The organism is Gilliamella sp. Choc4-2 (assembly GCF_001690355.1).
GTDB lineage: Bacteria > Pseudomonadota > Gammaproteobacteria > Enterobacterales > Orbaceae > Gilliamella > Gilliamella apicola_A.
The window spans coordinates 34,145-55,134 of the sequence record NZ_LZHG01000036.1 but is presented as its reverse complement, the minus strand read 5'-3'; the positions used below and the strand labels follow the sequence as shown (position 1 = coordinate 55,134).

General features: G+C 32.1%; 18 protein-coding genes and 1 tRNA gene. 8 read left to right on the top strand and 11 right to left on the bottom strand.

The genetic code is table 11. The features are described from left to right. Nucleotides 1–248: 248 nt before the first annotated feature. Nucleotides 249–1,310, top strand: coding sequence for a dihydroorotate oxidase (locus A9G34_RS05665; RefSeq protein WP_034946208.1), 1,062 nt, complete (start codon nucleotides 249–251; stop codon nucleotides 1,308–1,310). 523 nt (nucleotides 1,311–1,833) lie between these two features. Here A9G34_RS05665 and A9G34_RS05660 read toward each other — a convergent pair. Beyond that, nucleotides 1,834–1,910 (bottom strand) — tRNA-Asp (locus A9G34_RS05660). A gap of 116 nt (nucleotides 1,911–2,026) precedes the next feature. Continuing rightward, nucleotides 2,027–2,761 (bottom strand): DNA polymerase III subunit epsilon, encoded by a 735-nt coding sequence (dnaQ, locus tag A9G34_RS05655; protein WP_034945649.1) that lies wholly within the window; start codon nucleotides 2,759–2,761, stop codon nucleotides 2,027–2,029. 180 nt (nucleotides 2,762–2,941) lie between these two features. Between dnaQ and rnhA the strand changes: the two genes are divergently transcribed. Genes rnhA through A9G34_RS05640 form a run of 3 tightly spaced genes read left to right on the top strand, consistent with a single transcriptional unit; the run spans nucleotide 2,942 to nucleotide 5,466 of the window. Further along, complete coding sequence (rnhA, locus tag A9G34_RS05650) at nucleotides 2,942–3,421, top strand: ribonuclease HI (protein ID WP_034945652.1); 480 nt, start codon at nucleotides 2,942–2,944, stop codon at nucleotides 3,419–3,421. A 23-nt stretch (nucleotides 3,422–3,444) separates the two neighbouring features. Then, nucleotides 3,445–4,173 carry a hydroxyacylglutathione hydrolase gene (gene gloB / locus A9G34_RS05645; RefSeq protein ID WP_034945656.1) on the top strand — a complete coding sequence of 243 codons (729 nt, stop codon included), beginning with the start codon at nucleotides 3,445–3,447 and terminating at the stop codon, nucleotides 4,171–4,173. Between the two features lie 42 nt (nucleotides 4,174–4,215). Beyond that, on the top strand, nucleotides 4,216–5,466 hold the full coding sequence (locus A9G34_RS05640; RefSeq protein ID WP_051825216.1) for a transglycosylase SLT domain-containing protein: 1,251 nt from the start codon (nucleotides 4,216–4,218) through the stop codon (nucleotides 5,464–5,466). Here A9G34_RS05640 and A9G34_RS05635 read toward each other — a convergent pair. The 3 genes from A9G34_RS05635 to rlmC all read right to left on the bottom strand — a co-directional run bounded on the left by A9G34_RS05635 (nucleotide 5,453) and on the right by rlmC (nucleotide 9,196). Then, nucleotides 5,453–6,226, bottom strand: a complete 774-nt coding sequence (locus A9G34_RS05635) for an endonuclease/exonuclease/phosphatase family protein (RefSeq protein WP_065569177.1) — start codon at nucleotides 6,224–6,226, stop codon at nucleotides 5,453–5,455. The genes A9G34_RS05640 and A9G34_RS05635 overlap by 14 nt on opposite strands. Before the next feature lies 1 nt (nucleotide 6,227). After that, nucleotides 6,228–7,790, bottom strand: coding sequence for a glutamate--cysteine ligase (gshA, locus tag A9G34_RS05630; RefSeq protein ID WP_065569176.1), 1,563 nt, complete (start codon nucleotides 7,788–7,790; stop codon nucleotides 6,228–6,230). Nucleotides 7,791–8,038: 248 nt separating this feature from the next. Continuing rightward, nucleotides 8,039–9,196, bottom strand: coding sequence for a 23S rRNA (uracil(747)-C(5))-methyltransferase RlmC (rlmC, locus tag A9G34_RS05625; RefSeq protein ID WP_034945666.1), 1,158 nt, complete (start codon nucleotides 9,194–9,196; stop codon nucleotides 8,039–8,041). Between the two features lie 209 nt (nucleotides 9,197–9,405). Here rlmC and map point away from each other — a divergent pair, with 209 nt between their 5' ends. After that, nucleotides 9,406–10,194 carry a type I methionyl aminopeptidase gene (map, locus tag A9G34_RS05620; protein ID WP_065569175.1) on the top strand — a complete coding sequence of 263 codons (789 nt, stop codon included), beginning with the start codon at nucleotides 9,406–9,408 and terminating at the stop codon, nucleotides 10,192–10,194. A gap of 58 nt (nucleotides 10,195–10,252) precedes the next feature. Here the strand turns inward: map and A9G34_RS05615 are convergent, their stop codons facing one another. Next, on the bottom strand, nucleotides 10,253–11,122 hold the full coding sequence (locus tag A9G34_RS05615; protein WP_034945671.1) for a co-chaperone YbbN: 870 nt from the start codon (nucleotides 11,120–11,122) through the stop codon (nucleotides 10,253–10,255). A 27-nt stretch (nucleotides 11,123–11,149) separates the two neighbouring features. Continuing rightward, on the bottom strand, nucleotides 11,150–11,920 hold the full coding sequence (locus A9G34_RS05610; protein ID WP_034945672.1) for an SDR family oxidoreductase: 771 nt from the start codon (nucleotides 11,918–11,920) through the stop codon (nucleotides 11,150–11,152). A 100-nt stretch (nucleotides 11,921–12,020) separates the two neighbouring features. Here A9G34_RS05610 and A9G34_RS05605 point away from each other — a divergent pair, with 100 nt between their 5' ends. Further along, complete coding sequence (locus A9G34_RS05605; RefSeq protein ID WP_034945673.1) at nucleotides 12,021–12,713, top strand: 5'-methylthioadenosine/adenosylhomocysteine nucleosidase; 693 nt, start codon at nucleotides 12,021–12,023, stop codon at nucleotides 12,711–12,713. A 27-nt stretch (nucleotides 12,714–12,740) separates the two neighbouring features. Here the strand turns inward: A9G34_RS05605 and rnd are convergent, their stop codons facing one another. Beyond that, nucleotides 12,741–13,823, bottom strand: a complete 1,083-nt coding sequence (gene rnd / locus A9G34_RS05600) for a ribonuclease D (RefSeq protein ID WP_065569174.1) — start codon at nucleotides 13,821–13,823, stop codon at nucleotides 12,741–12,743. Between the two features lie 9 nt (nucleotides 13,824–13,832). Next, complete coding sequence (locus tag A9G34_RS05595) at nucleotides 13,833–14,975, bottom strand: metallophosphoesterase (protein ID WP_065569173.1); 1,143 nt, start codon at nucleotides 14,973–14,975, stop codon at nucleotides 13,833–13,835. 72 nt (nucleotides 14,976–15,047) lie between these two features. Here A9G34_RS05595 and cmoA point away from each other — a divergent pair, with 72 nt between their 5' ends. Then, nucleotides 15,048–15,779 (top strand): carboxy-S-adenosyl-L-methionine synthase CmoA, encoded by a 732-nt coding sequence (gene cmoA, locus A9G34_RS05590; RefSeq protein ID WP_065569172.1) that lies wholly within the window; start codon nucleotides 15,048–15,050, stop codon nucleotides 15,777–15,779. Between the two features lie 36 nt (nucleotides 15,780–15,815). Beyond that, nucleotides 15,816–16,787, top strand: a complete 972-nt coding sequence (cmoB, locus tag A9G34_RS05585) for a tRNA 5-methoxyuridine(34)/uridine 5-oxyacetic acid(34) synthase CmoB (RefSeq protein WP_065569171.1) — start codon at nucleotides 15,816–15,818, stop codon at nucleotides 16,785–16,787. A gap of 253 nt (nucleotides 16,788–17,040) precedes the next feature. Here cmoB and A9G34_RS05580 read toward each other — a convergent pair whose 3' ends face one another. After that, a complete protein-coding gene (locus tag A9G34_RS05580; protein ID WP_034945687.1) occupies nucleotides 17,041–18,024 on the bottom strand; it encodes an AEC family transporter in 984 nt (327 codons plus the stop codon). A 1,833-nt stretch (nucleotides 18,025–19,857) separates the two neighbouring features. After that, complete coding sequence (locus A9G34_RS05575) at nucleotides 19,858–20,988, bottom strand: ABC transporter permease (RefSeq protein WP_034945691.1); 1,131 nt, start codon at nucleotides 20,986–20,988, stop codon at nucleotides 19,858–19,860. Between the last annotated feature and the right edge of the window lie 2 nt (nucleotides 20,989–20,990).

Here is a 20,990-nt window from a genome sequence, read left to right as displayed (position 1 = left end):
CTATAACTATTTCATTTAGTTATATATTTATTGATTAATTTATTCTTGAACTTTATTTTTATTTAGCTAGAATTCCTTGAAGCTTAACGAAAAGAGAACATTGATAATGAAAATAAAGTTAATCCATAAATTAGTTCTAAAACTACGTCTCTTTCATTGCCTATTAATTTCATTTACAAATCCTCCTTTATGGAGGATTTTTTATTTTAAACAATACCACTTAAGGACGTGCATAAATGGGAGACAATATGAAATCTTTGACACCTTTCTATAATCCATATATTAGCTATGAAGATAATTATGCTAAAGGACCATTTGGGCTTTTTGTGCAATTAAATAAAACAGAAAATGTTCCTACTAAGTTAACCAAATTTTTGAATATAGAGGTAAATCTACCTTTTGGTATACCCGCTGGCCCCTTACTAAATGCTAACTATATTAAAGCTGCTTTTGCTTATGGATTTGATTTATGTGTATATAAAACAGTACGAACTAAACTTCATAAATGTCATCCTTTACCTAACATCTTATCGGTACACGCTAAAGGTAAATTATCAAGTAATTTAGATACGGTATTAGCAGATACAAATTATGATCAACCATTATCAATAACAAACTCATTTGGTGTGCCTTCCTTTTCACCTGATATATGGCAACAAGATATGGAAGATGCGGTAAAATCTGCAGGTCATGGACAATGTGTAATTGGTAGTTTCCAAGGCACGGAAGGTAATGGCAAAATAGAAAATGATTACGCTTTAGCCGCAAAATTAGTTAAAGAAACCAATGCGCCTATTCTTGAAGCAAATTTAAGTTGCCCGAACGAAGGGGCAAATAAATTACTTTGCTTTGATATAGATAAAGTCGAAAGAATTGTCAATGCCATTAAGACAGCTGTTCCTGATCGTCCACTTATTTTAAAACTAGCCTATTTCCCTGACGATGAAAGGATTGTTTCTTTATTAACTCGTATCGGTTCTATTATCGATGGTTTAAGTGTAATCAACACACTATCCGCTAAACCAGTTGATGCTAAAGGGAACCCAGCATTAGGTGAAAATAGAAAAGAAGGTGGTGTCTGTGGGGATGCAATTCGTTGGGCAGGTTTAGATATGGTGAGTAGATTAGCTAAATTCCGTCAAGAAATGGAATTAAAATTTGTTATTGTAGGTGTTGGTGGAATAAGCAACAGTGAACATTATCGTCAGTTCATCGGCAATGGCGCTGATGCAGTCATGAGCGCTACTGGGGCAATGTGGAACCCTCTGCTTTCTATAGAAATCAAGAAAACCTTGAATAAAATTATTTAACGTTATGCTCATGTCTGTTACAGGGTAACTTACCCTGTAATTTTTTACTGACAATACACCCTACTATATCCTTATTACTTTTTCTTAAAAAATAAAATCCAAAACAAGATGAGCAAAAAACGATAACTAAAATAATTGACACATGCAAGGAAGGAATAAAAGATATTAACAGTACAATTAAGACCATTGCTAATATTTTAAATAAACTTTTTTTGTTGCTCTCTTTTCAATAAGTATCTTTTATATATGAGGTTGATACTAATATCTTTTAGTAAAATAATAATAAAGGCAATCTGAACTATTGAGCTAAAGTAAGACGTTAATAAATAAAAAAGGCACTGTCGTTAAAAGTGGCACAAAATGCCAATGATTACCAACAAAAATGAAACACCATCTATAATAAAAAGCTATTGTTTAACATTACTAAATGTAACTCAGAAAGGTTTCAGTATTTAACTCAATATAAGTAGATGGCGTCAATAATAGAATAAAACTTATAACGTACTAACTAGACAATTTGAATTGGCGGAACGGACGGGGCTCGAACCCGCGACCCCCTGCGTGACAGGCAGGTATTCTAACCAACTGAACTACCGCTCCGCTTTATTTAATAATCTTAACGTTGGAACGTTAAAGTAGGCGTGATATTAAAGATAATTTTCATTTCCGTCAATAAAATTTTTGTATTTAATGATTGATTGCGTATAAAATCATCATTAGTTAATGAGCCATAAGGCCCCCGCACTTTTTTTATCAATTTTTTTTAAAACAGCTTCATGTTCAGACAGTTCAACTTCAGAAGCTTTAATTACTTTTAAAGGTATAGAGCTACGTTCAACTCTACGAATAGAAGTATTATTACCAGATAAAGAATTCTGATCATCCATATTAAAAGATAATGTTGTTTGTCCCCCTGTCATAGCTAAATAAACTTCAGCTAAAATTTCAGCATCCAATAATGCTCCATGAAGTGTTCGATGTGAATTATCGATTTGATAACGTTCACAAAGCGCATCTAAGTTGTTGCGCTTACCTGGAAATAAGCGTCTTGCCATAGCCAAGGTATCAGTAATAATACAATGATCTGCTGTTTTGAAATCTAAACCGCATAAGCGAAACTCATAATCCATAAATCCAACATCAAAAGATGCGTTATGAATAATAAGTTCAGCACCATCAATAAATTTTATAAAATCATGAGCAATATTTTTAAAAATAGGTTGATCTTTAACTAACTCATTATCTATACCATGTACTTTAAAAGCATCTTCATCAATCAAACGTTCAGGGTTGATATAAACATGAAAATGATTGCCAGTTAAGCGACGATTTATGATTTCAACAGCACCAATTTCAATAATTTTATGACCTTCATAGTGATTATTGCCTTCTTGATTCATACCTGTTGTTTCTGTATCTAATACTATTTGGCGCGCGGAATTATTTATCACGTTATTCTCTTTTATCTGTTAACAATTGGGGAAAAAATAAATTAGTGTTATAGTCTATCACCAAAAGTGATTAATGTTGATATCTAGCGATTATACAAATACAAAACTCATTATGAATTAAAAATAGTTGTCATCAATGAATATATAACCAACTTAAACAATTTAATCGACAATCAAAATATGCTGAAAAAAATAGAAATTTATACAGACGGATCATGCTTAGGAAACCCTGGACCTGGCGGCTATGCAGCCATTTTAAAATACAAACAGCAAGAAAAAGTGGTAGCAGAAGGTTTTTTTAAAACAACCAATAATAGGATGGAATTATTAGCAGCAATTACTGCCTTAGAACAATTAAAACAAGCTTGTGAAATTGACTTATATTCTGATAGTCAATATTTACGTAATGGCATTATGAATTGGATTCATGGTTGGAAGAAAAATGGTTGGAAAACGGCTAATAAAAGACCTGTTAAAAATGAAGATTTATGGAAAAAATTGGATGAGCTTGTTCTGTTACACAAAATCAACTGGTTCTGGGTAAAAGGTCATTCTGGTCATATTGAAAATGAACGATGTGATATTCTAGCGAAAAAACGGGCTCAATCTCCAACATTAAAAGATATCGTTTTTGAGCAATCTAATAAAGAAAACATTTAATTAACAATTTTGAATAGCTTTCTATGTTTAAATTACATATTATTCCTGCGTTAAAAGATAACTATATTTGGTTGTTATCAAATACGGATAACCAAGCCATCATTATTGATCCCAGTGAGGCGGATACTGTCATTAACTATGTTAAGAAAAATGATCTCTCACCTATTGGAATTTTACTTACTCATCTTCATATAGACCATATAGGTGGTGTAACAAAATTAAAAGAACGGTATAACCATATTGAAGTTTATGGTCCCAGTGAGATTAATCTACCAATAAATTATATAGATAATCAAAATACAATTTCTATTGGGAATTTTACATTTGATCTCATCAGTGTCCCTGGACATACATCTGGACATCTTGCTTATTATTGCCACCCTTATTTGTTTACAGGAGATGCCCTATTTTCAGCAGGATGCGGACGAGTTTTTGAAAAGACTTATCAAAAAATGCTAAATTCACTTAACAAATTAAAACAACTTCCTGATGATGTTCTTATTTGTGCTGGTCATGAATATACTTATTCTAATTTGTTATTTGCTAGCACAATGTTACCAGAAGATGAAAATATTAAGTCATATTTGAATACAATTAATGAAAATTCAATTACTTTACCTTCAAACTTAGCAACAGAAAAATTGATTAATTTATTTTTACGATGCTCTGATAAAAAATTACAACAAAAATTCAAGTTCAACAATGAATTAGATTTATTTATTTTTTTTAGAAGCCAAAAGGACAATTTTTAGGTATAATACGCGGTTTTAATAAATGTTTAATTTTACAGGCTAATGAAAAAGTTATTTATATTCACAATATTATGTTTAATTTTGGTTGCATGCCAAAACCATGGTTCTAATACCAATAATAGTGTCTATCAAACACATAATTCATTATCGGTAGTTGCAAGCAGCATTAAAAGTAGTGGTATTAATCACATATTAATAACTCAAAACCCTTGGCAATATATGCTAAACCAAATTGATGTTAATGTTCCCGAGAATAAACGTGTTAAAGAAGAAAGAGATCGTTTATTACTTAATCCACAGGCTTTCGAGGTGACAGCACTTCGCTCTGAACCCTATGTTTACTATATCATTAACCAACTTCGTAAAAATCGTTTGCCGGTTGAATTAGCGTTAATTCCATTAATTGAAAGTGCATATGATCCGCTTGCAACATCTTCCGGTAAAGCGGCAGGTTTGTGGCAGTTTGTACCTATTACCGCAAAAGAGTACGGTTTAAAAAAGAACAGTAATTTTGATGATCGTCGTGATCTTATAGCCTCTACAAATTCGGCCATTACACTTTTACAAAATTTAAATAATCGTTTTAATGGTGATTGGTTATTAACATTAGCCGCTTATAATGCTGGGGAAGGTCGAGTAAAAAAAGCTATCGAAAAAAACCAGGCAAATGGCTTACCTACTAATTATTGGTCTTTGGAATTACCAAATGAAACAATGCGCTATGTTCCGAAAATTCTTGCCATTATTGATATTGTGAAAAATAGTAAACAATATGGAATTAAGTTACCAGATTGTAGCTATGAAAATTCTCTAGTTAGAATTGACATGTCTAAAAACATTTCTTTAGCTAAAATTGCTCAATACAGTGATATACCACTTAGTGATTTAAAAAGTTTTAATGCTGGGTATTTAAAACAGACAGTAAATGGCCCTTTCCATTTGCTTGTGCCTTATGCCTATGCAGAAAAATTACATAAAAAGCTACAGGAAAAAAATCTTGTTACAACAGAAATTACTGAATTACTACAAGATGTGCCGCATAGCACAATGCCAATAGAAGTCAAAACAGCAACAATTCAACAATCGACTGGAATTAACAATAAAAATACCATACTTCATACAGCTAATACAAAAAAGCAGATAACTTATCAGGTTAAAGCTGGTGATAGTCTTCATTCAATTGCACGAAACTATCAAGTAAAAATAACTGATATTTTGACGTGGAATAACATGAAAGATTCGCAAGTTAAAGAAGGGGATGTATTAACAATAAATCTTATCAATCCAATCTAAATTTTATTAAAAGAGGATTATGGTCAGATGTCTTAGTGTTAATAATTTCAGCTGTTTCCAATTGTAATCCTCGATAAAATACAAAATCCAATGGTCTACCCATGAAAGTTTTGCGATTATCTATAGTAAAATTCACTGACCTAAGACCTATTGAATGTATCAAATCATATAATAAATTCAAACGTTGTTGGCTCCATGCATTAAAATCTCCTCCTAATATTATTGGACCATTATGTTCTTTAATACGATTTAATAACATGTGAATTTGCTGACGATAAATTTTAACACCAATACTAAAATTAACGGCATGAACATTAGCCACAAGAAATTGCTTTTTTGAATGAGCAATAGGATAAATTGTAATTAGTGCAGATTTGGGAACTCTAATTAATGGCTCTTTTTCTCTGAATGAGAGAAGAGCGCTAGGTAAAGATTCAGTAATCGTCATCACACCTGCATAAATATCATTAAAGCAATATGTAGGAACATGATCTGCAACCTTATGATGTTTTGAAATAAAGCTTAAAAGCTGAGGGGTATTTTGGGCTTCTTGTAGCAATATTAATTTAGTAGTATTTGCATACTGCTCTAAAATATCAATACAATCTGCCCGCTTTTGTTTATAAATATTCCAAACTAAAACCGAAAAAGAAGTATGATCAATAAGCGATTTATTAACACTTAATTGGTGATTAGGTAAGATTACTTCTACATCATTATTTGATCGATAACGTAATGTATAGTTGCGTTTTTTAAACATACTACTGCGAGTTTTTCAGCTTTAAATATTCATCAAATGATAAAGTATCACTTTGCTCTTTTATTTTTTGTTTTTCAAGCGATAAATGATGTTGTTGAACAAAATCATTATCTGTTAATAAAGTTAAAGGTTCTGAAATAAGCTGCCTTTTATATTGGTTAGCTAAAGCTACCCCAAACTTTGATGTACCTAGATCGCTAATTGCTTGTAGCGTCCTTGCTGATAAAGTTAACTCAGGTTGTTCAAACATCAAATCCAAACGTTCACAGACCTTACGGTAATGTTGATGACCATTTTGGTGATCTAAAACATCGGCAACACGAAGTAAATCTTTAAATAATTCGTGCCCTACTTTGGACAAAGGTTTTCGATAACTATCACAACCTATACTAATTTCAAGCCCCGGCTTTCGCCCTTCAATAATTACTTTATTCCAATTCATCTTAGCGCACTCAAGTTCTTGGCTACTCATTTCTGGAGCTGGAGCTAATGCACACCAAATCAAAAATAAATCAATAAAACGAATTTGTTCTTCAGTAATACCTATTGGTGAGAAAGGATTAACATCAAGCGCACGTACTTCAATATACTCAATTCCACCACGTAAGAGCGCATCTGAAGGTGTTTCATTTGCTCTGGTCACTCGTTTAGGGCGAATTGGTCCATAAAACTCATTTTCTATTTGTAAAATATTATCATTTAATTGGCGATATTGGCCATTTACTTTAATACCTAATTTACTAAACTCAGCAGATTTAGTATGAGTTGCACGTTTCAATCCCGCTACATAAGAATCCAAATGATTAAAAGTAATACCTAATTGTTTCTGAGCACTATTCGTATAACCGATATCGCTTAACCTTAACGAAGTTGCATAAGGTAGATAACAATTACCATTTGTTTGCTCAATGAAGGATTTGGCTTTTTCTGGATCTTGAATAAATGGAGAACATATTGATGGCGAAGCACCAAATAAATACGGAATTACCCAGCCAAAACGATAATAATTGCGAATCAAGGTAAAATAACCTTCAGATATTATAGTTTTACCTTCTTCAATATTTTTGATACCGTTTCTTGCCTGCCAAAATGCGGTAGGTAATGAAAAATTATAATGTACTCCAGAAATCGTTTGCATCATTGCGCCATAGCGGTTTTTTAACCCTTCACGGTATAGCGTTTTAAATCGCCCTTCATTGGAAGTACCATATTGGGCTAAAATAATGTCATCTTCATTTGCAAGAAAACAAGGCATACTTAATGGCCACAACATTTCATCTCCAATGCTTATGCTAGCATAACGATGCAAATCCCGTAAAAAAGACAGCATATAATCAATATTGGTATTAACTGGTGTAATAAACTCTAACATTGATTCAGCAAAATCAGTTGTTATCCAAGGATGAGTTAACGCTGACCCAATTTTTGAAGGAAAGGAAGTTTTCGACAATGATCCATCAGGTAAAATACGCAAAGTTTCACGTTCTAAACCTCGTTGAATCCCCTGTAAAATAGTATAATGTTTTTCTAACCAACTAAGCGCTTTGGAAACATCAGGAATCATAATCTAGCTTTTCCTAATTTAATTATTTATAGCATTAATATTATCATAATTTACTAGTTACTATAGATGATTTTGATATTTTAAGAATAGCTGAAATGAACAAAAGCATTTCAAAAACTAAATAAAAAAATAACTCTATCTATTTCAATAGGTAAAAATAAAACTCACAACATACATTTTTATCTATTTCATAGATAGGATTAGTTAATTGCAATTAAAATAATGATAAATTGATACATTAAAGCAGTTTATTTTTGCATATGATCTTTTTTTTCTAACAAAATTAAAACTTCCATATGTGCGGTATGGGGGAACATATCAAATAATTTTGATTTGGTAATTTGATAATCATTTAACAACTTTAAATCCTCAACAAGCGAAGATAAGTTACAACTTGAATATAAAATATAGTTTGGTTTCATCTCTTCAAGATACTGGATTAATTGCTTCCCTGCTCCTCGTCTTGGTGGATTTAACAAAACTAAATCAGGGATATTCTGATTGGTAATCGCATATTGAGTAGCATCTAATGATTTAAAAAATATTTGCTTATAACCGAGTTCGTTAGCTGATTTTGTTGCGCATTCAATTGCATCTGAATTTATTTCAATTCCTGTTAATTGAACATCATTTTTTGATAAATTATTCAAGCAATGTAAACCAAATCCACCCACACCGCAAAAAAGATCCCAAATCGAATGTATATTCAAATCGGTGACCCAGTCACTTGCTGTTTGATAAAGATTGGAGGCAACATCGGTATTTGTCTGAAAAAAGCTTTTAGGCTTTATAAAAAGAGGAATATTATTTAATGTTATTGATAGAAAAGAATTATTGGTTAAAACTATCTCTTCATCCCCTTCTAATATAGCTGAATGATTAGGTTGAATATTAATTGAAACAACTTGCAGATTTTGAATTTTATCTTGTAATTGATTAAAAGAATTCTTAATTTTTTCAAAAAATTTTGGTGACTTCAAAACAAATCGCAACATAAAACTACTTATTCCATCACAAATACTCTCAGTGATAATAACGAATTTTAGCTCTCCTTTTCGCTTATTGATATTGTAAGGCACTAATCCTTGTTTTCTGATATATGTTCTTACAATTTTTAGAATATTTTGCATATTGTTAGAGTAAAGAGGACAATCACACAGATCAATAGCTTGATCGCCTGTTTGAATACCTAATATGGGTTTTTCAACTGTACCTAATACAGCCATTTTAGCTTTATTACGAAAAGCATGTTTTTTACTTGCCAAAGGCTCTTTAATTTCTTTAGGATTAAATTCACTTAGCTGCTCAATTAGCATTGTTTGCTTTTGTTCTAATTGTATTTGATAAGGATGGTCAAGCCAATGACATGATAAACATTTTTTTTGTTGATAATAGCTACATTGCATCGTAAAAACCTCTTTTTATAATTAATTATTATATACCTAATCAACCTTAATAATCAGTAGTTTTAGTTATATATACTGTTTCAGCGTTACAGTAAGTGGAATTAAAATCGATTTAATATGAATCATATACTTAATTAATCACTTCCATTTATTTGACGAAATAACGGTATATGATAGGATATGTTCATTAACATTACAGGAACAATTTAATGTCTATTAAGTTAAAAACCCCAGAAGAAATCGAAAAAATGCGTATAGCAGGCAAACTTGCTGCTGAAGTTTTAGAAATGATTGAATCTTATGTAAAACCTGGTATTAGTACAGGCGAGCTTGATAAAATCTGCCATAAACACATTGTTAATGTCCAAAAAGCTATTCCTGCAAATATTGGTTATCATGGCTACCAACATACTAGCTGTATATCAATAAATGATGTTGTTTGTCACGGCATTCCAAATTTTGAAAAAAAAATAAAGGATGGTGATATTTTAAACATTGATGTCACTGTAATCAAAGATGGCTATCATGGCGATACATCTAAAATGTATATTGCTGGGAAACCGACTGTCACAGGTGAAAAGCTATGTCAAGTTACCCAAAATAGCTTATATGAAGCGATTAAGATAATAAAGCCGGGTATTCGTCTAAAAGAAATTGGTAAAACAATTCAAAAATATGTTGAAAAGTTTGGCTTTTCATCAGTACGTGAATACTGTGGTCATGGAATTGGAAAAGTTTATCATGATGAACCACAAGTATTACATTATGATGCTGATGATGGTGGTGTAATTTTAAAACCAGGCATGACCTTTACAATTGAACCTATGGTCAATACGGGTGATTGGCGTACTCGAACGATGAAAGATGGTTGGACAGTTAAAACCAAAGATCATGGACTTTCGGCTCAATATGAACACACTATCTTAGTTACTGAAAATGGCGTTGAAGTTTTAACATTGCGCAGTAACGAAGATTTTCCTCGCATTATCGAACACTAAATAAAATGGCTTCAACAATAGTTTATGATTGAAGCCATTTTATTAAATTTCATAAATCTTAATATAATAAAGTATACAATTTACGTCGATAACTGCTAGCCAACGGATTACTTGTTCCTAATGCGGCTAGTAAATCAAGTAATGTTTTCTTTACTTGCCCATCACCGGCGTTAAGATCTTTTGTCAGCGGTTTAAATAACAGCTCTAATGCTTCCTCATGACGTCCTACATGCATTAATTGTGAAGATAATTGAATCATTAGTTCAACATTATCAGGATGTTGAGCAAACTCTGATTGCAATTGCTGTAACTCAGGCGAGTTAGCTGCTTGTTCAAGTAGTTCAATTTCGGCTTGTAATCCGTGATAACTTGAATCTTGATCTTGTAGAGGAATGGTTGCAAGCACTTCTTTTGCTTCACTTAGCTGTTTAAGTTCAATTTGTGATTTCACTAGCATTAATGCAATATCTGTTCTTGGTTTCCCCAAATGATCGGTAAGTGATTTCCAAGCTTGACGTAAAAGTGGTAATGCTTCTTCATATTTAGCTTCATGAAATAAATTTTGAGCTTCAATTAATTTAAGTTCATCTTCATTTGGTAGTACTTTTTCTAAAAAAGCTTTAATGGTTTCTTCAGATTGAGGTCCTTGAAAGCCATCTATAGGTTGACCATCTTTAAATAAATAAACAGTAGGAATAGCACGTAAACCAAATTGTGCTGCTAACATTTGCTCTTCATCACAATTAACACTAGCTAAAATAAATTGCCCATGGTGTTTATTAGCAAGCTTTGTTAATGTTTGTGTCATAGCTTCATAATCTGGGCTTCTTGAAGACCAAAAATAAAATAATACGGGATATTTAGATGAACCTTCTATAACTTCTTGAAAGTTTTGTTGATTAACTTCAAAAATAAATTGATTTTGCATATTGTGTCCTAAGAATATTTTGATTCATTATTTATTAATTAAAATTCTATCCATTAATTTATCAGGAAGCAAACGTTTAGCAAATGCAGCAAGCTTGGTTACCTTTGTTACCCTGTAACGTATTTTAGGCGCTGAATGCTCTAACGCATCAAATAAACATGGTAATATGGCTTCCGGTGATAACGTAAATCGCTTAGCTATCGGTGGATTTTTAATAATATTTGATTGTTCCGTTTGATTCACATTTTGTGAAAAATGAGTTTTTAACGGACCTGGCTCAATTAAGCAAACTTTGACATTGGTATCAGCTAATTCTAATCTCAAAACGTCAGACCAAGCTTCTAAGGCATACTTACTCGCTGAATAAGCACCTCTACCAGGAGTTGCAACAATACCGACAATTGAACTTGTTTGAATAATACGGCCTTCATTTTGTTCAAGCATGGCAGGAAGTAGTAACTGCGTTAACTGATGTACTCCAAAAAAATTAGTTGAAAATTGCGATTCTAGCTGCTCTCGGCTAATTGTTTTTAATCGCCCATACAGACCAAATCCCGCATTATTAAATAACGCATATAATTTTCCACCAGTTAATGCTAATACTTCCTTAGCAGCTTGTTTAACGGAATTAGAATCATCTAAATCAAGTAATACCGTTTCAAAGCCTTGTTCAATCAAATGTTGCTGATCAGATGCCTTGCGACAAGATGCAATAACACGATAACCTCGTTTTTTTAATGCAATGGCTGAAATAAGTCCTATCCCGCTTGAACAGCCAGTAATAAAAATTGTCTTCAATTTTTATCTCCGTTTTACTCACATATTGTCAAGTTAATCTACTGCAATTATGATATCACACCTAAATAGAAGTTACCGTAAGTAAAAGAAAGAGGATTGTATGAAAATCGCTATTATTGCCGCAATGGAAGAAGAAGTTGCTATATTAAAAAGTAAAATTACCCATTATCAAATTGAACGCCATTTAGGTTGCGATTTTCACCTTGGGCAAATTGCTGGTTGTGAAATAGTTCTACTTCAATCAGGCATTGGTAAAGTAGCCGCAGCTTCAGGCACAACATTATTATTAAATAATTACAAGGTTGATGCTGTTATTAATACGGGTTCAGCTGGAGGACTTTCAACCGAACTCAATATTGGTGACATTATCGTATCAAAAGACGTATTTTATCATGATGTCGATTTAACCGCTTTTGGTTATAAACCAGGACAAATGTCCGGTTGCCCAGTTGTATTTGAAGCAAGCCAACAATATCAATCATTAGCCAAATCATGTATAAAAAAACAAGGTGTTAATGCAGTTGAAGGATCAATTGGTAGTGGTGATACATTTATTAATGGTAAAGATACATTAGAACGAATCAAACAAACCTTTCCAAATGCCATAGCGGTAGAAATGGAAGCCGCAGCAATTGGGCATGTCTGCTGGCTATTTAAGGTACCGTTTGTAGTAGTAAGAGCAATTTCAGATAATGGTGATAATGAATCTGCAATGGATTTCCAGTCATTTTTAAAACTCGCAGCAAAACAGTCTTCCTTAATTGTTGAATCGATGTTAAGCGAGCTAGCCTGAACTATTTTAAAAAATAGCATACTGAAATCACAAACAATATTCACTAAACAAGGGCTGACGCCAACCAGTTAGTATTTCTGGTACGTCACCTTTTTTATCAATTTTCCATTTAATATATTGATTAATTAATCGGCGCGAAAGCAGTAAATCTTGATTAAGCCCTGTTTTTGATGAAATGATTTGAGCCGCTTTTTTTAATTCATCCGAGATCTTCTTGAAATCGGGATAAGTATTAATTCTACGAATCGGTGGTATCTCTGGTATCGGTTCGGATAAAATATCGAGAATTTTCTGCCCATATAAGCGAATTTCTTTTCCTTTCATTCCTAATTTATCTAGTTCAGCTAATGATGACGGCAAATACCGTGCAATCTTCCACAAAACCTCTTCATGTATGACAAAATTTAAAGCGATATCTTGTTGTTTTGCCAATTGGTATCGGAAACGTGCAATTTTAAATAATTGTCCTAAATTTTTGCCTTTTAATTGCCAACTATTTTTAATAGTTAAATAGGCATCATCAGGGAACATCACTTCACTTTTACGCGCAATCACCATTTGGCATTCTTGGTAAGCAGCATCTAACCAATTTTGATCAGCTAATAGCATTTTCAATTTTTCCATTAATGGAAAAAGATAAAGCACATCATTAATAGCATATTGGCATTGTTTCTCGGTAAGGGGACGTTTTAACCAATCAGTACGAGTTTCACTTTTATCAAGATCAACGCCTAAATATTTTTTAGCTAAACTAGCATAACCACTACTTAACGGATTATCTAAAAAAGAAGCCAATATTTGACTATCAATTATCGAGGAAGGAATACAATTAAAATGATGCAAAAAAACCTCAATATCTTCACTGCAAGAATGAAAATATTTTTCAATCATAGGATCATTTAATATAGCTTCAAAAGCTTGCCAATCAGTGATAGAAATGGGATCGATAAGTGCCGCAAATTCACCATTAAAAATCTGTAATAATCCCAAATGCGGATAAAATGTTCGAGTTCTAACAAACTCAGTATCTAAAGCTATAGCGGAACTATTGTTGATTTTTAAACAATAATTCACTAATTGTTCATTATTAGTAATAAATTGATAAGTCAAAATCACTTCCTATTTAGTTTCATATTTTAATTTATCTACTTTTTTATCGAAGCTCGCATCAATAACCACAATTTCAGAACGAGTCATAAAACGAATTGGCAAACTACCAAAACCATATCCATTACTTACAATACTGGTAAAGTGGTGCTGGATATCTTGATACATACCATAAGCATTTTTATACATTAAATCAGCCAAAAAGTTAACGGGGAAAATCTGCCCACCATGTGTATGACCAGAAATCATCAAATCAACGCCTAAATTAGCTGGTTCAGCAAGATCCTTAGGTTGGTGATCAAGCAAAATAATTGGCGAAGAAGTATCTGAAAAAAGCATCAGATCAGAAAGTGAAGCACGGGTAACCTCATATGATGACGATGAAAAATCGTCTCGACCAATTAGTGTTATGCCTAAATCATTCAAATAGATAATATCATCTTTCAATACATTCATATTGGCTTGTTTAAAAGCTGTGATAAGATTTTGCTCCTTATCCTTTTCACCTTTAGTTTCCAAGTATTCATGATTGCCAAATATAACATATGTCCCATATTTAGATTTTAATTCTTTCATTTGCTGATTAAATTCATCTTTAACGAAAGGACTCAATTTTTTATCGATAGTATCGCCTGTAATAACAATAAAATCTGCATTAAGCTCATTGACTTTATTAACCATTTGTTGAATAAACTTGTGCCGTGTCATTTCGTTAATATGAATATCACTTAATTGAACAATTCGTAAATGATCCGCATTCGCTTGTTTATTGATTTTAACTTGATAATGAACAATTTTTGAATTTGTTGCCATTTGATTACCGAAAATAAAAATCACAGCAGTACAACCAAGATAGACAGAGCTCAACATAAAATCGGGTTTAAATTTTTTTTTACTTAACAAATAAATAGCATCAAAAATTAATGAGGTGTAAACTAAACAAACAATCAAAGCAACTAACAGAGAAAAATAACTGGTAAAATTAATAAATAATTTAGAAAGTAAAAAAGCGATACCTAGCGCAAATATCCCTAGCCAATAGACAATTAGAAAAAAACCACTTAAATTAAGATCTAACCAAAATTGCAAACGCTTTCCTAAATAAACAGCAATAAGAACACACACCAAACATGTTAAAACAACTACAAAATTCATAAAGTCACATCAAATAAACATAAAAAGTGTTATCATAACAGAATTATTTTTTTGATAGTATCAATAACTTCTATGGGTTTTAAAAAAGATCAATTATTTTCTGCACCTATCGATAAATTAGGTGATTGGACTTTTGATGAAAAAGTAGCTGAAGTATTTCCTGACATGGTTCAACGATCCGTTCCAGGCTATTCTAATATTATTTCAATGATTGGCATGTTAGCCGAACGGTTTGTACAACCCAATTCGACTATTTATGATTTAGGCTGTTCACTTGGAGCAGCTACATTGTCTATTCGTCGTAATGTTACGCAAGATAACTGTCATATTATCGCTGTTGATAATTCTCCACCAATGGTTGAACGTTGTAAGCGCCATATAGAATCATATAAATCCAAAACACCTGTAGATATTATTTGCGATGATATTTGTAATATCAATATGCAAAATGCATCAATGGTGGTACTCAATTTTACGTTACAATTTTTAAGTCCTGAAAATCGGCAACATGTTTTAACTCAAATTTATAATGCGCTAAATCCAAATGGCATATTAGTATTGTCAGAAAAGTTTAATTTTTCAGATCTCACCATAAATGAATTATTGTTCAATATGCACCACGACTTCAAACGTGCAAATGGCTATAGCGAACTTGAAATCAGTCAAAAACGAAATATGTTAGAAAACGTCATGCTAACTGACACGATAGATACCCACAAAGAACGCCTTTATAATGCAGGTTTTGAACATATAGATACCTGGTTCCAATGTTTTAATTTTGGCTCTATCATTGCCATAAAATAACGTTTTAATTTAGTGTAATTGAATAAGGAAACAAGAATGATTGATTTTGGTGATTTTTACCAGATTATAGCAAAAAGTAAACTTAGCAGCTGGTTAGAAGTATTACCAGCTCAGCTTGCGAGTTGGCAACGACAAAATATCGACAATCGTTTTAACCAATGGTTAAATAGCATTAAGCATTTACCTTCTATTGAACCTTATCAAATTGACTTATTACACGGTGTAACAACCTATTCAGATGAGCCATTGTCTACTGGTGAACAACAACGTATTACCCAATTACTCAAAAATATGATGCCATGGCGTAAAGGACCTTTTCACTTATATGGTATTCATGTTGATACCGAATGGCGTTCAGACTGGAAATGGGAACGTTTAATCAATCATATTGATAATTTAAAAGGAAAAACAGTATTAGATGTTGGCTGTAACAGTGGTTATCATTTATGGAGAATGGTAGGAGCTGGGGCTAAACTGGCTATAGGTATTGATCCTATGGCGCTTTATTTATGTCAATTTGAAGCTATCCGCAAACTATTAGGCAATGATCAACGTGCTCACTTTTTACCGCTTGGTATTGAAGCCTTACCTAAACTTAATGCTTTTGATACTGTATTTTCAATGGGCGTATTATATCACAGACGATCACCACTCGATCACCTATTCCAATTGAAAGATCAACTTGTTGAAGGTGGGCAATTGGTTTTAGAAACATTAGTCATTGACGGCAATGAACATCAAGCATTTATGCCGGGTGAACGTTATGCGCAAATGCGTAATGTTTATTTTATTCCGTCAGTACCAACAATGATTAACTGGCTACAGAAATGTGGCTTTATGAATGTCAAAATGGTTGATATATCGCTAACCAGCGTGGATGAACAACGAAAAACAGAATGGATGACATCTGATTCACTTGCTGACTTTTTAGATCCTAATGATTCAAGCAAAACAGTTGAAGGCTACCCTGCTCCAATGCGGGCGGTTTTTATTGCTAGAAATAAATAAACAACGAAAAGAATATAATTAAAAACAGTTTAGAAAGTGAGCTTAGCAAAGTAAAAATATTGCTGTTAAATGCCCCAAGACATAAAAAGTACACAAAAAAGAAAACGGGTTAAAAACCCGTTTTTTATAGGATGAAATAAAAAGATAATCCCTAAAATATCAGATATCTTTTATAAAAGATTCCATTAAAAATAAATGAAAAATGCCTTAGTTAGCTAATAAAATCAAATAAGGTGATATATTTAAATCTTTATTACACACCAGGAATAGTAAATTCCATAATAAGCAATAATGTTGGCAGAATAAATATTGATAACACTGTTGAAGCAAAGAAAATACTTGACGCATGTTCTTGTTCAACATTCCAATTGTAAGCCAAAATAACCGCAGTTGATGCAGTAGGCATTGCCAATAAGAAAACTAATGCTTCAGCATCTTTGCCTGTTATTCCAAAAAGATATACAGCGAAAAGCGCAACCACAGGTGTTAAAAAACTTTTTAACAAAATATTAATTACCAATGCTCTGGAAAAATTCAATTTAACACCATAAATACCAACTCCAACTGCAAGTAATGATATAAAGTTACAAGCACCTGATGTAATTTCAAAAGTATCCATGACAAATTTTGGTAACCAAGTAGTAGTACCATTAGTCGAACTTACAATTAACCCCAGAATAACGGCTAAAAACATAGGTTTCATTAGTGAGCTTTTCACAGCACTTAATACCATATCGGCAGTTACTTTACCGCCAGATATTTTTGTATCGCATAACTCTAATAAGAAAATGGTTATTGGAATCAATGATAACGCCACAACAAAGTTAGCTATCGCAACAAAAATAGTTGAAGATGCACCTAACATTAAAGTTAAAAATGGTACTCCCATTCCCCCCATATTAGGGAAACAACATAACATTGAGCTCATCGCTGTTGATTTTAATTCTTTATGCAAGATGTATTTATTAGTTAAAAAACAAATTATCCACAAAAAAGACATTGCGCAGAAAAAAGTAACCATCCAAATACCATTAAATATTTCCGATGGTTTGGCATGTGACGTATGTACAAAAAGTAAAGCTGGAAATACAAAATTTGATACAAGTCCAGACAATAATTTCTTAGAATCTTTCGTAAATATCTTTTGTTGTACACACAACCAACCAAGAAAAATTAATAAAAATACCGGAAGACAAGAACTTACTACTTGTCCAACTGCTGACCAGATTAGATTCATTTTTTAAAACTCCTAAAATAATATTACTTAAAATACAAATTCGGTAACGATTCGGTAACTTTGGACTAGATTTTCTATTTATGACCGAGCAAAAATAAGGGGTAACAAAATCGAATATACGCTATTAATTACAAAACTACATTCCACCTTGTTTAAAACTTGAGATAACTTAACGCTATTTGATTTTTAGCGTATTTAAATAAAGACATTATTAATATTACAACTCTTGGCATATTTAAACGTCAAATATCATCACTTAGAAAATATTATACTTATTCTTCTCAACCTTGTGTAAAACAAGAAAGACTAACTTACTTAAAAAAGCAAAAAACATAAAAAATTTATTTGATAAAAATCAAAAAAATAAATTTTATCTATAAAAAACAATAGTCAATTAAACAAAAAGAATAAGTGTTAAATTATGGTAAAAATCAATATGTTAACTATTTTATCTAAATGGTACTTTTTTATACGATATCTTTGATCATAAAAAATACCACTACTAAAGATAACAAACTGACTAATTTATACATTTACTTTGATACTTAAAATTAACGTTATTAGTGATTATATATATAGCAGTGAATAAATAATTCAAGTTATTGTGAATTATGTTTTAAATTAATTAATAAAAATCTAATATAATGTAAATTATTTATGGAGCATTGTGAAATAGGTAATATAAATTTCATCAATTAGTTGGCTGTTATTATTTCTCCTCATCGCACTTTAATCCTTCATAATATAAAACAGCGAGATCAACACGATTGCTCATAGGAAACAACCGATGTGGTCACATCATGTTTAGCCCCCCACAACAAACCTAGCTTCATTTTCCTAGGTAAACACGATATCTGAATCTGGTATTAATAACTTATTTAATTTCGATAGTTTTTTATCTATCTTGGCTTTTGCCGTTTGCACCACAATATTATTATGCCTAAAAGCTCGAACATCTAAATAAGTTCCTCTATCGCCAGTACCCTTCATTAACTTTTTTCAAGTGTCCTGCTTTTTTTCCTTTGTCATAAAAATTTCTTTACAGCCTTTATTTAAATAAAGCTTACTTGACTACCATTCTTTATTTATTAGTTCGTTAGTCGTGTAAATGCATAATCTGTTTTCTTTCATCAACCACCGCTTTGATTTTTTCATTAGCCAGTAGATTGCCATACCGTAGCGTCATGAAAGTAAAAATACTTTGATTGCTTCGATTTGTTAATCCATGAGAATACCCCCCCCTGTAATAAGTACTCGCCAATTTGATTAGATCAATTTAGGTTATCTCTTTGCTAAGCTTGGGTATTGTTGTCAAGTAATACCATTCTTGGTTCGAGCACAATTTAATAGTCTTGATCACTAGATTAAATTCCGTAATCACACCGTAAAGTGTTTTAGTTTTATCAAGCGCATTAAATCAACTTATTTTACTCTGTTGTGGCAATAGGTTTTGTGTATGAAATAATACTGAAATATTTGTTGAAGACTCCAACACATCAATTGACAAAGAATATTGATTAATATGCAATTTTGCTAACTATTGAAGTAAGGGTATTGGCAAATATCTCCTTCATATCAATTTTCGTTTCCTTGTATGCATAAAAGTTAACTTACAATACATGCATAAAAATATGATGGTGATTAACTAATTTGTGTAAGGTAATATACGATTTTTTTAAACAGTCAATATTTTTTCATATAATTATAAAATTGATCTATTAATTTAGATAGAGTGGCAATTAGGACAGTAATTAAATTATAGAATGTGATTTTTTAAGTACAAAATCCAAATATTTTAAATACTGTACTTTGTCGTTTTTATTATTAATTTCCTTACGATCCCATATTGACAATTGAACTGCGAAAACGTTTTAAAGCAATTAAAAAGAACACGGTACCAATTGCCAATAACCAAGCAAATGATGTCCAAACTACCTCTATGCCGGCACCGCGATACAGTATTGCCTGCCCTAATTCAACAAAATGAGTGGTTGGAGCAATTAACATAATATTTTGAACGATTTCTGGCATGCTTTCTTTAGGAGTACTGCCGCCAGATAACATTTGTAGCGGCAGTAAAACTAAAATAAGTAACATTGCAAATTGAGCGGTGGATTTTGCAATTGTTGCCATAAAAATACCAAGTGACGTTGTCACAAAAAGATGTAGTGCCGCACCGATAAGAAATAATGATAGTGATCCAACAATAGGAACATTGAGCCAACCTTTTACAACAACCAAAAGGGCAATCCAAGTTGATATTAATACCACAAGCCCCATTGACCAAATTTTTGATACCATAATTTCAAAGGGAGTAACTGGCATGGCAAGAAGATGGTCAATTGTGCCATGTTCACGTTCTTTCATTAAAGCAGCACCCGTCAAGATTATCGATAATGTTGTTACAATATTGATAATTTCCATTACCGAACCAAACCAAGAACGAGTTAAATTTGGGTTAAATACTGTGTGAACTTGAATATTAACTGGTAAATTTGTTGTATTGCTATAACGGTTTACATATTCACTCACTTCGCCAGTAATAATTTGAGTAATATAACCATTACCTACAAAAGCTTGCCCCATTCGTGTTGCATCAATATTAAGTTGAATTTTAGGGCTTTGGTTATTAAGTACATCACGTTGAAAATTAGGTGGAATATTAAGGGCAAACGTGTAGCTATCAGTATCCATTCCACGGTCAACATCATCCATCGAGAATAATTTAACTGGCTTGTTAAACATTGGGGGATAAAAAGCCGCAATAATTTGCCTAGATAGTGGTGAATCATCTTCATCTACAATTGCAATAGATGCATGATGCAATGAATCAGATGTTGCGGTTGCAGCAGTATAGATGTCAAAAGTAAAGCAGTAAGCGATTAATAGTAGCATGATTGGGTCACGTAATAATCCCCATAACTCTTTTATGCCTAAACGATAAATATTGATTAAACTTTGCATAA

Excerpts from the sequence above, each read along its gene's own strand:
- cmoA (WP_065569172.1), top strand. The coding sequence starts at position 15,048 with ATGGGTTTTAAAAAAGATCAATTATTTTCTGCACCTATCGATAAATTA.
- A9G34_RS05575 (WP_034945691.1), bottom strand. The coding sequence starts at position 20,988 with ATGCAAAGTTTAATCAATATTTATCGTTTAGGCATAAAAGAGTTATGG.
- A9G34_RS05665 (WP_034946208.1), top strand. The coding sequence starts at position 249 with ATGAAATCTTTGACACCTTTCTATAATCCATATATTAGCTATGAAGAT.
- gloB (WP_034945656.1), top strand. The coding sequence starts at position 3,445 with ATGTTTAAATTACATATTATTCCTGCGTTAAAAGATAACTATATTTGG.
- A9G34_RS05605 (WP_034945673.1), top strand. The coding sequence starts at position 12,021 with ATGAAAATCGCTATTATTGCCGCAATGGAAGAAGAAGTTGCTATATTA.
- A9G34_RS05640 (WP_051825216.1), top strand. The coding sequence starts at position 4,216 with ATGAAAAAGTTATTTATATTCACAATATTATGTTTAATTTTGGTTGCA.
- A9G34_RS05615 (WP_034945671.1), bottom strand. The coding sequence starts at position 11,122 with ATGCAAAATCAATTTATTTTTGAAGTTAATCAACAAAACTTTCAAGAA.
- gshA (WP_065569176.1), bottom strand. The coding sequence starts at position 7,790 with ATGATTCCTGATGTTTCCAAAGCGCTTAGTTGGTTAGAAAAACATTAT.
- A9G34_RS05580 (WP_034945687.1), bottom strand. The coding sequence starts at position 18,024 with ATGAATCTAATCTGGTCAGCAGTTGGACAAGTAGTAAGTTCTTGTCTT.
- rnhA (WP_034945652.1), top strand. The coding sequence starts at position 2,942 with ATGCTGAAAAAAATAGAAATTTATACAGACGGATCATGCTTAGGAAAC.
- A9G34_RS05635 (WP_065569177.1), bottom strand. The coding sequence starts at position 6,226 with ATGTTTAAAAAACGCAACTATACATTACGTTATCGATCAAATAATGAT.
- cmoB (WP_065569171.1), top strand. The coding sequence starts at position 15,816 with ATGATTGATTTTGGTGATTTTTACCAGATTATAGCAAAAAGTAAACTT.
- A9G34_RS05595 (WP_065569173.1), bottom strand. The coding sequence starts at position 14,975 with ATGAATTTTGTAGTTGTTTTAACATGTTTGGTGTGTGTTCTTATTGCT.
- rlmC (WP_034945666.1), bottom strand. The coding sequence starts at position 9,196 with ATGCAATGTAGCTATTATCAACAAAAAAAATGTTTATCATGTCATTGG.
- map (WP_065569175.1), top strand. The coding sequence starts at position 9,406 with ATGTCTATTAAGTTAAAAACCCCAGAAGAAATCGAAAAAATGCGTATA.